General features: G+C 71.0%; 10 protein-coding genes. 3 read left to right on the top strand and 7 right to left on the bottom strand.

What is annotated here, in order from left to right:
* Positions 1–19: 19 nt before the first annotated feature.
* Entirely contained in the window at positions 20–994 is a 975-nt protein-coding gene (locus ACFY2Z_RS01020) for a carbohydrate kinase family protein (protein WP_390742061.1), read from the bottom strand.
* Between the two features lie 133 nt (positions 995–1,127).
* Here ACFY2Z_RS01020 and ACFY2Z_RS01015 point away from each other — a divergent pair, with 133 nt between their 5' ends.
* Together ACFY2Z_RS01015 and ACFY2Z_RS01010 are read left to right on the top strand one after the other, a co-directional pair.
* Positions 1,128–1,376, top strand: a complete 249-nt coding sequence (locus tag ACFY2Z_RS01015) for a hypothetical protein (protein ID WP_390742060.1) — start codon at positions 1,128–1,130, stop codon at positions 1,374–1,376.
* 178 nt (positions 1,377–1,554) lie between these two features.
* Positions 1,555–3,105, top strand: a complete 1,551-nt coding sequence (locus ACFY2Z_RS01010; protein ID WP_390742059.1) for a hypothetical protein — start codon at positions 1,555–1,557, stop codon at positions 3,103–3,105.
* Between the two features lie 77 nt (positions 3,106–3,182).
* On the opposite strand, the gene ACFY2Z_RS01005 is transcribed toward ACFY2Z_RS01010, so the two are convergent.
* Positions 3,183–3,539 (bottom strand): HesB/IscA family protein, encoded by a 357-nt coding sequence (locus tag ACFY2Z_RS01005; protein ID WP_390742058.1) that lies wholly within the window; start codon positions 3,537–3,539, stop codon positions 3,183–3,185.
* 391 nt (positions 3,540–3,930) lie between these two features.
* On the opposite strand from ACFY2Z_RS01005, the gene nadA reads away from it, so the two are divergent.
* Positions 3,931–5,115 carry a quinolinate synthase NadA gene (gene nadA / locus ACFY2Z_RS01000; protein ID WP_390742057.1) on the top strand — a complete coding sequence of 395 codons (1,185 nt, stop codon included), beginning with the start codon at positions 3,931–3,933 and terminating at the stop codon, positions 5,113–5,115.
* Positions 5,116–5,207: 92 nt separating this feature from the next.
* On the opposite strand, the gene ACFY2Z_RS00995 is transcribed toward nadA, so the two are convergent.
* From ACFY2Z_RS00995 to ACFY2Z_RS00975, 5 genes are all read right to left on the bottom strand, one after another.
* Positions 5,208–8,333 (bottom strand): efflux RND transporter permease subunit, encoded by a 3,126-nt coding sequence (locus tag ACFY2Z_RS00995; RefSeq protein WP_390742056.1) that lies wholly within the window; start codon positions 8,331–8,333, stop codon positions 5,208–5,210.
* Between the two features lie 190 nt (positions 8,334–8,523).
* Entirely contained in the window at positions 8,524–9,198 is a 675-nt protein-coding gene (locus ACFY2Z_RS00990; RefSeq protein ID WP_390742055.1) for a response regulator, read from the bottom strand.
* A gap of 22 nt (positions 9,199–9,220) precedes the next feature.
* A complete protein-coding gene (locus tag ACFY2Z_RS00985; protein ID WP_390742054.1) occupies positions 9,221–10,489 on the bottom strand; it encodes a sensor histidine kinase in 1,269 nt (422 codons plus the stop codon).
* Between the two features lie 151 nt (positions 10,490–10,640).
* Positions 10,641–10,919: a hypothetical protein gene (locus ACFY2Z_RS00980; protein WP_311690706.1), complete on the bottom strand. Its 279-nt coding sequence runs from the start codon at positions 10,917–10,919 to the stop codon at positions 10,641–10,643.
* A 65-nt stretch (positions 10,920–10,984) separates the two neighbouring features.
* Positions 10,985–11,782, bottom strand: a complete 798-nt coding sequence (locus ACFY2Z_RS00975) for a PspA/IM30 family protein (RefSeq protein ID WP_390742053.1) — start codon at positions 11,780–11,782, stop codon at positions 10,985–10,987.
* Positions 11,783–11,912: the final 130 nt, after the last annotated feature.

Genomic DNA, 11,912 nt, shown 5'->3' with positions numbered 1-11,912 from the left:
TACGTCCGCGGGTGCGGGGTCAGACCAGGTGGTCCTGGACCTCCATCGCGGCCTCGTCGCCGTAGGCCTTGGTGAAGCGGTCCATGAAGTGGGCCCGGCGCAGCTGGTACTCCTGGGTGCCCAGCGTCTCGATGACCAGGGTCGCGAGCATGCAGCCGACCTGGGCCGCGCGCTCCAGCGAGACGCCCCAGGCGAGGCCGGACAGGAAGCCCGCACGGAAGGCGTCGCCGACGCCGGTCGGGTCGACCTTGGCGGTCTCCTCGGGCACGCCGACCTCGATCGGGTCGTCGCCGGACCGCTCGATGCGCACGCCCCGCGAGCCGAGCGTGGTCACCCGGTGGCCCACCCGGGCCAGGATCTCGGTGTCGCTCCAGCCGGTCTTGTTCTCGATGAGCCCCTTCTCGTACTCGTTGGAGAAGAGGAAGGTCGCCCCGTCCAGCAGTATCCGGATCTCGTCGCCGTTCATCCGTGCGATCTGCTGCGAGAAGTCGGCCGCGAAGGGGATGGTGCGGGAGCGGCACTCCTCCGTGTGGCGCAGCATCGCCTCGGGGTCGTCCGCGCCGATCAGGACCAGGTCCAGGCCGCCCACCCGGTCGGCGACCGTCTTCAGCTCGATGAGCCGGGCCTCGCTCATCGCACCGGTGTAGAAGGAGCCGATCTGGTTGTGGTCGGCGTCGGTGGTGCAGACGAAGCGGGCCGTGTGCTGGGTGTCGGAGATCCGCACGGAGGCCGTGTCCACCCCGTGCCGGTCCAGCCAGGCGCGGTACTCGTCGAAGTCCGAGCCCGCCGCGCCGACCAGGACCGGCCGGGTGCCGAGCTGACCCATTCCGAAGGCGATGTTCGCGCCCACCCCGCCCCGGCGTACGTCGAGACGGTCGACCAGGAAGGACAGCGAGACCGTGTGCAGCTGGTCCGCGACGAACTGATCGGCGAAACGACCGGGGAAGGTCATGAGGTGGTCGGTGGCGATGGAGCCGGTGACAGCGATACGCACGGCGAGGACACGCTCCTGTGGAGGAGGGGGATTGACAGTTCACGCTACCCGGTCGACCCGCCCCACTGAAGCAGGCGAAACTACCCAATAGTAGATCTTTCGCCTTCGGCTTCGGCGTGCCTACGGTTCCGCTATGACGAAGCCCGAGTTCCACGGCACCGGCCCGCTCGACCCCGACGGAGACCTCGCGGTGCTGCGCGGCGACTGCGCCCGGATGGTCCCGCACTGGGCCCCGCCCGAGAAGAGCACCTCCCGGCCGGGGCACTGGGCCCCGCCCGAGAAGAGCACCTCCCGGCCGGTCTCCCCCTCCCGGATCCACGGCGTGAGCGTGCCGCCCGCGTCGGCGCGGCTGCTGGAGGCGATGTCCGACTACGGGGACTGAACGGTCCTCGCGGGGTTCCGGGCCCGGAACCCCGGGCGCGTCACGAGGGAACCGTGCGCTCCCCCAGTGCGTCCCATCGCCGTCCTCCTCGATGGGGAGGCGGGATACGACCCCTGGGTGCTCTTTTCGGGTACGGCGGGGTCTACCGGGACAGCAGCGGAGCCGAAGGAGCGATGCGGTGAGCACCGAGCGACCCGACGACACGAACGGCGCACCCGGCGTCACCGAGGACACGGACGGTGCCACGCCGCGGCGGCGCTCCCCCGTGGTGGTCGCCTCGGTCGCGGCCGCGGTTCTGCTCGTCGGTGGCGGCGGGGCCTTTCTCGCCGCGAGCGCGTCCGGCGGATCGGGCGGCTCCCCCGCGTCGGGCGACGGCACTCCCCCGACGCTCGCCCTCGACGGCGCCGGCGAGGGCGTCACCCCGGGGGTCGCGGTGGGCGAGCCCAACCCCTACGGCACCAGGTACACCGTCCGGGGCTCGCTCCCCGACGGACCGAAGTCGGCGCCGGTGTACTGGGCGAAGGGCCAGGTGACCCAGGACGACGTGGCCCACCTCGCCGAGGCCCTGGACCTGGGCGGCACACCGAGGCTCGTCGGCGACACCTGGCAGGTGGGGGCCGTGAAGGACAGCGCCGAGCCCAATCTGCGGGTCAACCGGGACGCGCCGGGCGTCTGGACGTTCAGCTCTTCCGTGCCCGGCACCGACAACTGCCGGCGGGGCAAGGCGTGCCGGCCCGGCGGGTCCGGGACGGCGGGGGCGGGGCCGGGCCCGGTGAGCGAGCAGGCGGCGCGGCAGGCGGCCGCTCCCGTGCTCAAGGCGGTCGGCCAGGACGACGCGAAGCTGGACGCGTCCCAGCTCATGGACCGGGTGCGGGTGGTGAACGCCGAACCGGTGGTGGGCGGGCTGCCCACGCACGGCTGGACGACCGGGCTGCGGATCAGCCCCGAGGGCAAGGTCATCGGCGGCAGCGGCAACCTCGCGGCGCCGGTGAAGGGCGCCGTCTATCCCGTGCTCGGCGCGCGGAAGACGCTGGACCTGATGAACGGCGCGCCGTCGTCCTACGGCCGCAAGGGCATCGGCGGGTGCCCCGGACCCGTACCGGTGAAGGACCGGGACGAGAAGCCGTGCACGGCGGGCCCGGCCTCGCCGCAGCGGACCTCGGCGTCCGTGACGGGCGCGGTGTTCGGACTGGCCGTGCACGCGGTGGGCGGGAAGGCGGTGCTGGTGCCGTCATGGCTGTTCGAGGTGCGGGGGACGGGAGCCTCGGGCGGCGACACCTTCACGGTGACGTATCCCGCGGTCGAGCCGCGGTATCTGGCCGCACCCCGGCCGCCGGACGAGCCGAGCGGAACGCCGGCCCCGCGGCCGAGCCCGTCGACGAGCGGACCGGGGACCCGGCCCTCGCCCGCGCCGGCACACCATGACGTGAAGGTGCTGGGCTACACCGCCGACGGCCGGGACCTCACCGTCGCCTACGAGGGCGGGGTGTGCGCCGACTACGCGGCATTCGTGCGCGAGGACTCCGAGCGGGTGACGGTGACCGTGACCGAGACGCCCTGGCAGGGCAGGGTCTGCGCCATGATCGCCAAGGTCTACCACGCCACGCTGCATCTGCAGGCGCCGCTCGGCGACCGCCAGGTGGTGGGCTCGGACGGGAAGCCGATCCCCAAGGACACGACGGACACGCTGCCCAAGGCGTCCTCGGGCGGGACGGACTCGTCCCGCTGACGGCGGTCCGTGGCAGCACGAAGGCGGCGTCCCCCACGGGGGACGCCGCCTTCATGGTTACCGGTGAGGTGCCGGGCTCAGCTGAAGGAGTCGCCGCAGGCGCAGGAGCCCGTCGCGTTCGGGTTGTCGATGGTGAAGCCCTGCTTCTCGATCGTGTCGACGAAGTCGATGGTGGCGCCACCCAGATACGGGGCGCTCATGCGGTCGGTGACGACCTTGACCCCGCCGAAGTCCTTCTTGACGTCGCCGTCGAGCGCGCGCTCGTCGAAGAAGAGCTGGTAGCGCAGGCCGGAGCAGCCGCCGGGCTGGACGGCGACGCGCAGCGCCAAGTCGTCACGGCCTTCCTGGTCGAGCAGGGCCTTGACCTTGGCCGCGGCGGCGTCGGTCAGGATGATGCCGTCGGTGACGGTGGTGGTCTCGTCCTGTACGGACATCTACATCTCTCCCGGTGTGTACGGAGACTGCTTGCCGACGAGTGCAACCGGCGTGGCCGCGGATTCATTCCGGGCCGAGCGCGTTTCTTTTCGCTCCCTCTTCATGCTCGCACATGCGCCGGAACACGGACACCCGCCTGTGGACGACCCGGGTGACACCGCCGCGCCATGTGCCGTACGACCTGCGGACCGCCGCCGTACGACGCCCGGACGGCCGCTGCACGACGGACCGGACCGCGCCGGGATTCACGTCACATCGACACTATGGCCATCGTCAAACTGACGTGAAGCGGTTATGATAGATAGCGTCATTTCGACGAAAAGGCTTGTCCCGCATGTCCCGCCGACCCCCATCGGGCCGGCGAGCCGCAGAACAGAAAGGGTGCGTGAGGTGACCACCGCCCAGACCCAGGAGCTCGACGTACAGCCGACGCCCCTCGCCCTCCTGCTGCTCGGCCGTGAGGCCGACCCGAAGAGCGAGCGGGGCGTCGAGTGTCCCGGCGACCTGCCCTCCCCGTCCGACCCGGACCTGGTCGCGCGTGCCCGCGCCGCCAAGGAGAAGCTCGGCGACAAGGTCTTCGTGCTGGGCCACCACTACCAGCGCGACGAGGTCATCCAGTTCGCCGACGTCACGGGCGACTCCTTCAAGCTGGCCCGGGACGCGGCGGCCCGCCCGGAGGCCGAGTACATCGTGTTCTGCGGTGTGCACTTCATGGCGGAGTCGGCGGACATCCTGACGTCCGACGACCAGAAGGTCGTCCTTCCCGACCTCGCGGCCGGCTGCTCCATGGCCGACATGGCCACCGCCGAGCAGGTCGCCGAGTGCTGGGACGTGCTGACCGAGGCGGGCATCGCCGAGCAGGTCGTCCCGGTCTCGTACATGAACTCGTCCGCGGACATCAAGGCGTTCACGGGCAAGCACGGCGGCACCATCTGCACGTCGTCCAACGCGCAGCGGGCCCTGGAGTGGGCGTTCCAGCAGGGGGAGAAGGTCCTCTTCCTGCCGGACCAGCACCTGGGCCGCAACACGGCGGTGCGGGACATGGGCATGTCGCTGGACGACTGCGTGGTCTACAACCCGCACAAGCCGAACGGCGGGCTGACCGTCGAGGAGCTGCGCGCCGCGAAGATGATCCTGTGGCGCGGTCACTGCTCGGTGCACGGCCGCTTCAGCCTGGACTCGGTGAACGACGTCCGGGAGCGGATCCCCGGGGTGAACGTGCTGGTGCACCCGGAGTGCCGGCACGAGGTCGTGGCCGCCGCTGACTACGTCGGCTCGACGGAGTACATCATCAAGGCGCTGGAAGCCGCCCCGGCGGGCTCCAAGTGGGCCATAGGCACGGAGCTGAACCTCGTCCGGCGCCTGGCGAACCGTTTCGCTCCGGAGGGCAAGGAGATCGCCTTCCTCGACAAGACGGTCTGCTTCTGCTCGACGATGAACCGCATCGACCTGCCCCACCTGGTGTGGGCGCTGGAGTCGCTGGCCGAGGGCAACCTGGTCAACCGCATCGAGGTGGACAAGGAGACCGAGGCGTTCGCGAAGCTGGCGCTGGAGCGGATGCTCGCCCTGCCGTAGCCGCACGCCCGGCCGGCTCGCGTCCGGCCCGTGCACGACGAGGCCCGGCCCGCACCTTCGTGCGGACCGGGCCTTTGGTCATACCCGGAGGACTACACCCCCGCGGGCTCCGGCTCGCCGGACTGCGCCGGCTCGACCGGCGTCCCCGTCTTCTTCGCCCGCTTCGCCGCCCTCTTCTTGGCGCGGCGCTCCTTGCGGAGCTCCAGCATCGCGTAGAGGGTCGGGACCAGCAGCAGGGTCAGCAGGGTCGATGTGACCAGACCGCCGATCACCACCACCGCGAGCGGCTGGGCGATGAAACCGCCCTCGCCCGTGACACCCAGGGCCATCGGCAGCAGCGCGAAGATGGTGGCCAGGGCCGTCATCAGGATCGGGCGCAGACGGTGGCGGCCGCCCTCGACCACGGCCTCCACCACGCCGTGACCCTGCTTGCGGTACTGGTTGATCAGGTCGATCAGCACGATCGCGTTCGTCACCACGATGCCGATCAGCATCAGCATGCCGATCATCGCCGGGACGCCCATCGGGGTGCCCGTGGCGATCAGCAGGCCGATCGCGCCGGTCGCCGCGAACGGGATGGAGACCAGCAGGATCAGCGGCTGGGCCAGGCTGCGGAACGTCGCCACCAGCAGCATGAACACGATCGCCACCGCGGCCAGCATCGCAAGGCCGAGGTTCTTGAACGCGTCGCTCTGGTCCTGCGAGACACCGCCGATCTCGGCCTTCGCGCCCGCCGGGAGCTTCAGCGCCTTGATCTTCGCCTGGAGGTCCGCGCTCACCGCGCCCGTGTTGTCACCGGTCGGGCGCGCCGTGATCGTGGCCGCGCGCTGGCCGTCGATCCGGGTCATCGACACCGGGCCGTCCACCAGCTTGACCGTCGCGATGTCACCCAGCTTCACCGGGCCGAGCCGCAGCTGCTTCAGCTGGTCCAGCGTCTGCGCCGGCTTCTCCGCCTTGATGACGATGTCGCGCTCGGTGTCGTCCAGGATCGCCTTGCCCGTGGTGGTGCCCTCAACGGCCTGGGCGACCGCGGCGCCGAGCGTCTGGTCGTTGAAACCGGCCGCCGCGGCACGGGAGTTGGCCGTGACCGAGATACGCGGCACGCTCTGCGACAGGTCGCTCGACACGTCCGTGACGTCCTTGAGCTCGGCCACCTCGGCACGCACCTGCTCCGACGCCGTGCGCAGCACGTTCGCGTCGGCCGCCTTCACGACCACGCTCAGGTCCTGGCTGCCGAACCCGTCACCGGCCGACACCGTGGTCGTACCGATCCCGGAGAGCTTGGCCAGGCCGTCCTCGACGCGGGTCTGGACGTCCTTGTACTTTGCGGAGTCGTCCAGCATGACCGTGTACGACGCCTGGTTGCTTCCGGTGCCACCGCCGAAGGCGGCCATGAAGCCGGACGAACCGACGGTGACCTGGTAGTCCTTGACGCCCTTCACCGCGGCGAGCATCTTCTCGATCTTCTGGGCCTGGGCGTCCGTCGCCGCCAGGCTGGTGCCCGGCTTCAGCTTCTGCTTGACGGTGAGCACCTGCTGCTCGCCCTGGTCGAAGAAGTTCGTCTTCAGCAGGGGCGCCATGCCGAAGGTGCCGATCAGCACGACCACCGCGATGGCCACACTGGTGAGACGGCGACGGGTCGCGAAGCGCAGCACCGGCACGTAGAAGCGCTGGAGCCGGCTCTTCGCCTCCTTCTCCTCGGCGACCCGGCGGGCCTCGGCCGCGTCCTCGGGCATGGTCTTCGGGGCGCGCAGGAACCAGTACGACAGGACCGGCACGACCGTCAGCGACACCAGCAGCGAGGCCAGCAGGGCCGCCGTCACGGTGAGGGAGAACGAGCCGAACAGCTCGCCCACCATGCCGCCGACCAGACCGATCGGCAGGAAGACCGCCACCGTCGTCAGGGTGGACGAGGTCACCGCGCCGGCCACCTCGCGGACCGCGGTGAGGATCGCCGACTGCCGCTCCTCGCCGTAGCCGAGGTGCCGCTTGATGTTCTCCAGGACCACGATCGAGTCGTCGACGACCCGGCCGATGGCGATGGTCAGCGCGCCGAGCGTGAGCACGTTCAGCGACACGTCGCGCGTCCACAGCACGATCAGGGCCAGGACCACCGACAGCGGGATGGAGACCGCCGTGACGAGGGTCGAGCGCACCGACGCCAGGAAGACCAGGATCACCAGGACCGCGAAGAGCAGACCCAGCGCGCCCTCGGTCGTCAGACCGTTGATGGACTTGGAGACCGCCGGGCCCTGGTCGCTGACCACGGTGACGGTGGAGCCGGAGCCGAGGTCCTTGCGCAGGTCCGGCAGCTTGTCCTTGACGGCCTTGGAGATGGCCACCGCACTGCCGTCGTGGTCCATGGTGACGGCCACGGCGAGGCTCGGCTTGCCGTCGGTACGGGTGATCGAGTCGGCCTTGGCCTCCTGCTGCCGGACCGTGGCGATGTCACCGAGGCGTACGGGCTTCTTGCCGGGCGCGCCGGTGACCATCAGGTCCTCGATCTGCTGCAGCGAGGTGAACCCGCCGCCGACCTGGACCGTGCGGTTGCTGCCGTCCTCGTCGAAGGAGCCCGCGGGGACGGTCACGCCGCCCGCCTGCAGGGCCTGGCCCAGCGCGGCCGGGGTCAGCCCCGCCTGCGCGAGCTCGGCGTTGTCGGGCGTGACCGTGACCTGGAGGTCCCGCACGCCGTTGACGGTGACCTGGCCGACGCCGGAGATGTCCTTCAGCGTGGGCACGACGGTCTTGTCGAGCTGGTCGGACAGGGCCTGCTGGTCCTTGTCCGAGGTGACGGCGAGGACGACGGTCGGGATGTCGTCCGTCGAACCGGCGATGACCTGCGGGTCGACCGAGTCCGGGAGCTTGATGCGGGCCCGGTTGACGGCCTGCTGGACGTCGGCGACGAGCTGCTTGGTGTCGTTGCCGTAGTCGAAGGACGCCATGATGACGGCGTTGCCCTCGCTCGCCGTGGAGGTGACGCCCTTGATGCCGGACACGGCCTGCAGGGTGTCCTCGAGGGGCTCGACGACCTGCTTCTCGACCACGTCGGGGGACGCCCCCTGGTACGGGGCCAGGACGGACACGACGGGCAGGTTGATGGTGGGCAGGAGCTGTTGCTTGAGCTGCGGGATCGCGATCGCCCCGAAGACGAGCGCGACGATGGACATCAGCGCTATCAGGGCCCGTTGCGCGAGGCTGAATCGTGACAGCCAGGACATGGGTCGGCGTCTCTCTCTGTGGCTGAGCGGAAGGTTCGGGACGCACAGAAGCGCCCCACTACACACTGAGGCATCCGAGGAAGGGGTTCCGTCGCCCCGAGGTCCCGTTCCTTGTGAGTACGCCTACTGCGGGCGCAGTACGGCCCGATGGAGCCCGCTCCACCCTTGGACGTAGCGGCCTCGACCCCGCTCACTCCACCCTCGGGCGCACCAGCCCCGACTCGTAGGCGATGACGACGAGTTGCGCCCGGTCGCGTGCGCCCAGCTTGGCCATGGCCCGGTTGACGTGCGTCTTGACCGTCAACGGGCTGACCTGGAGGCGTTCGGCGATCTCGTCGTTGGAGTGGCCGCCGGCGACCTGGACGAGCACCTCGCGTTCCCGGCCGGTCAGGGTGCCGAGCCGGTCGGAGCGGGCCGGGTCGCGTCCGTCGTCGCCCTGGGCGAGGAAGCGGGCGATCAGTCCCTTGGTGGCGGCGGGTGACAGCAGCGCCTCGCCGCCCGCCGCGACCCGGATGGCGTTCAGCAGCTCCTCCGGCTCGGACCCCTTGCCGAGGAACCCGGACGCCCCGGCGCGCAGCGACTGCACGACGTAGTCGTCGACCTCGAAGGTCGTCAGTATGACCACACGGACGTTCGCGAGAGCGGGGTCGGCGCTGATCAGCCGGGTCGCGGCGAGGCCGTCCGTGCCGGGCATCCGGATGTCCATGAGGACCACGTCGGCGCGCCGCTCTCCGGCCAGCCGGACCGCCTCCGCGCCGTCGGAGGCCTCGCCCACCACCTCCATGTCCGGCTCCGAGTCGACAAGGACCCGGAAGGCGCTGCGCAGCAGTGCCTGGTCGTCGGCGAGCAGGACACGGATGGTCATACGGGCCCCTTCTGGGCGGCGGTCACACGTTCTCCCCGGCAGCGGTCGTCGTACGCGTCTCGACCGGCAGGATCGCATGGACCCGGAACCCGCCGCCGTAGCGGGGACCGGTGGTGAGGGCCCCGCTGAGGGCGGTGACACGCTCCCGCATGCCCAGCAGTCCGTGCCCGCCGTGCCCGTCGTGTTCGCCGTGCCCGTCGGGTCCGTCGCGTCCGTCGTCGTGCTCGGGCCCGGTGTCCTCGCCCCTGCCGTCGTCGAGGACCGTGATCTCCACATGGGGCCCCACCCGTACCACGCTGACCTCGGCCTTCGCCGTCCGGCCCGCGTGCTTCTGCACATTGGTGAGGGCCTCCTGGATCACCCGGTACGCGGCCAGGTCGACGGCCGCGGGCAGGGCGGTGCCGTGGTCGGCGCGGGCGACCTCCACGGGGAGCCCGGCGTTGCGGAAGGTGTCGGCGAGTTCGTCGAGACGGGCGAGACCGGGGGCGGGCTCGGTGGGTGCCTCGGGGTCCCCGGACTGCCGCAGCAGACCCACGGTGGCGCGCAGTTCGTTGAGCGCGCTGCGGCTGGCCTCACGGACATGGGCGAGGGCTTCCTTCGCCTGGTCGGGACGCTTGTCCATGATGTGCGCGGCCACCCCGGCCTGCACATTGACCAGGGCGATGTGGTGGGCGACCACATCGTGCAGATCCCTGGCGATACGCAGGCGCTCCTCGGCGACCCGGCGGCGGGCCTCCTCCTCGCGGGTGCGTTCCGCGCGTTCGGCGCGCTCCCTGATGGCGTGCACGAAGGCACGACGGCTGCGGACGGCGTCGCCCGCCGCGGCGGCCATGCCCGTCCAGGCGAAGAGGCCGAGGTTCTCCTGGTCGTACCACGGCAGGGGACCGGCGAGCATCGCCGCGCCGGTGAGCACCGTCATGGTGAGCAGGCCGACACGCCAGGCGGTGGGGCGATCGGTGGTGGAGGCGACGGTGTAGAGGGCGACGACCGCGGACATCGCGACGGGGGCGCGCGGGTCGGCGGCGACGAGTTCCACGAGGGAGAGGGCGACCGTGACCGCGAGGACGACCAGCGGACGCCGGCGGCGCAGGGCGAGTGCCGCCGCCCCGAGCACCATCAGGGCGAGGCTGAGCACACCCGGGCTGCGCGCGCCCCAGGAGGCGCCGTGCTCGCCATGGGGGTCCACGAAGGAACTGGCCACCATGGAGACCAGGACGCCGAAGGCGAGGGCGGCGTCCAGCGCGAGGGGATGGGCGCTGATCCGGCACCAGGTGCGTTCTAGGGTGCTCACGGATTCACGGTACGGGGGGCCTGCGGCAGGCGGAACCAGGGTGGTGGGGGCACCCCGGAGACGCGGGGCCCGCCGAAGGAGGGCCCGCACGACGTACGAGGGGTTCGGCAGCCGGGGTGCCGGACCCCTCCGGCCCGGGAGCAGGCCGTCGTCAGCCAGGGATCAGGCCGTCGTCGTTCAGCATCTCGCGGACCTCCGCGAGGCTCGCGTCCGGCGACGGCAGGATCAGCTCCGACGGCTCCAGGGACTCGTCCGGCAGCGGGGTGCCCAGCCGGCGCACCGCGTCCAGGAGGGCGTTCAGCGTGCGCCGGAAGCCCTCCTCGTCGTCCCTCTGCATCTCCTGGAGCAGCTCGTCGTCCAGCTTGTTGAGCTCGGTGAAGTGGGCGTCGTCCAGCTTCACCTGCCCCTCCCCCATGATCCGCACGATCATGTGGCCCTCCTGTACGTGGGACCCGGTGGATGACAGCGTTACGTGAGGTTACGGCCTGCCGGGCGTCACTGCTTGTCGAAGCGCGGGGTGTCCTGCGGCTGGGACTGGGACTGCCCCTGGCCCGTGCCGCCCTCCAGTGCCTGCCGCTGGTCGGAGGTGCCTCCCGCCAGCTCCGCCTTCATGCGCTGCAGCTCCAGCTCGACGTCCGTGCCGCCGGAGAGCCGGTCCAGCTCCGCCTGGATGTCGTCCTTGGCCATGCCGGAGGGCTCGTCCAGGGCGCCGGAGGCCAGCAGCTCGTCGATCGCGCCCGCGCGGGCCTGGAGCTGGGCCGTCTTGTCCTCGGCGCGCTGGATCGCCAGGCCGACGTCGCCCATCTCCTCCGAGATGCCGGAGAACGCCTCGCCGATCCGGGTCTGCGCCTGGGCCGCCGTGTACGTCGCCTTGATGGTCTCCTTCTTGGTGCGGAAGGCGTCCACCTTGGCCTGGAGGCGCTGGGCCGCCAGGGTCAGCTTCTCCTCCTCGCCCTGCAGGGTCTGGTGCTGGGACTCCAGGTCCGTCACCTGCTGCTGGAGCGCGGCGCGCCGGGACAGCGCCTCGCGGGCCAGGTCCTCCCGGCCGAGCGCCAGTGCCTTGCGGCCCTGGTCCTCCAGCTTGGTGGACTGCTGCTGCAGCTGGTTGAGCTGGAGCTCCAGGCGCTTGCGGCTGGTCGCCACGTCCGCGACTCCGCGACGCACCTTCTGCAGCAGCTCCAGCTGCTTCTGGTACGAGTAATCGAGGGTCTCGCGCGGGTCCTCGGCCCGGTCAAGGGCCTTGTTCGCCTTCGCGCGGAAGATCATCCCCATACGCTTCATGACACCGCTCATGGGCTTCGCGCGCCCCCTTCTGACGGACTCCAGCTCACAGGTCTGCGACAGGACCCACAGTACGGGCCCTGCATCCATTACCGCACTGTTCGGGGACGGATGCGGTCATCCCCAAGGACGACTGCGTACG

The sequence above is a fragment of the Streptomyces sp. NPDC001222 genome, from assembly GCF_042896945.1.
GTDB lineage: Bacteria > Actinomycetota > Actinomycetes > Streptomycetales > Streptomycetaceae > Streptomyces > Streptomyces gibsoniae.
The sequence above is the reverse complement of the archived record's forward strand: the minus strand, read 5'-3'. Positions and strand labels throughout refer to the sequence as shown.

Bases quoted from the DNA above. Each gene is read 5' to 3' on its own strand.
- ACFY2Z_RS00975 (WP_390742053.1), bottom strand. From the start codon at position 11,782: ATGAGCGGTGTCATGAAGCGTATGGGGATGATCTTCCGCGCGAAGGCG.
- ACFY2Z_RS00990 (WP_390742055.1), bottom strand. From the start codon at position 9,198: ATGACCATCCGTGTCCTGCTCGCCGACGACCAGGCACTGCTGCGCAGC.
- ACFY2Z_RS00980 (WP_311690706.1), bottom strand. From the start codon at position 10,919: ATGATCGTGCGGATCATGGGGGAGGGGCAGGTGAAGCTGGACGACGCC.
- ACFY2Z_RS01015 (WP_390742060.1), top strand. From the start codon at position 1,128: ATGACGAAGCCCGAGTTCCACGGCACCGGCCCGCTCGACCCCGACGGA.
- ACFY2Z_RS01005 (WP_390742058.1), bottom strand. From the start codon at position 3,539: ATGTCCGTACAGGACGAGACCACCACCGTCACCGACGGCATCATCCTG.
- ACFY2Z_RS00995 (WP_390742056.1), bottom strand. From the start codon at position 8,333: ATGTCCTGGCTGTCACGATTCAGCCTCGCGCAACGGGCCCTGATAGCG.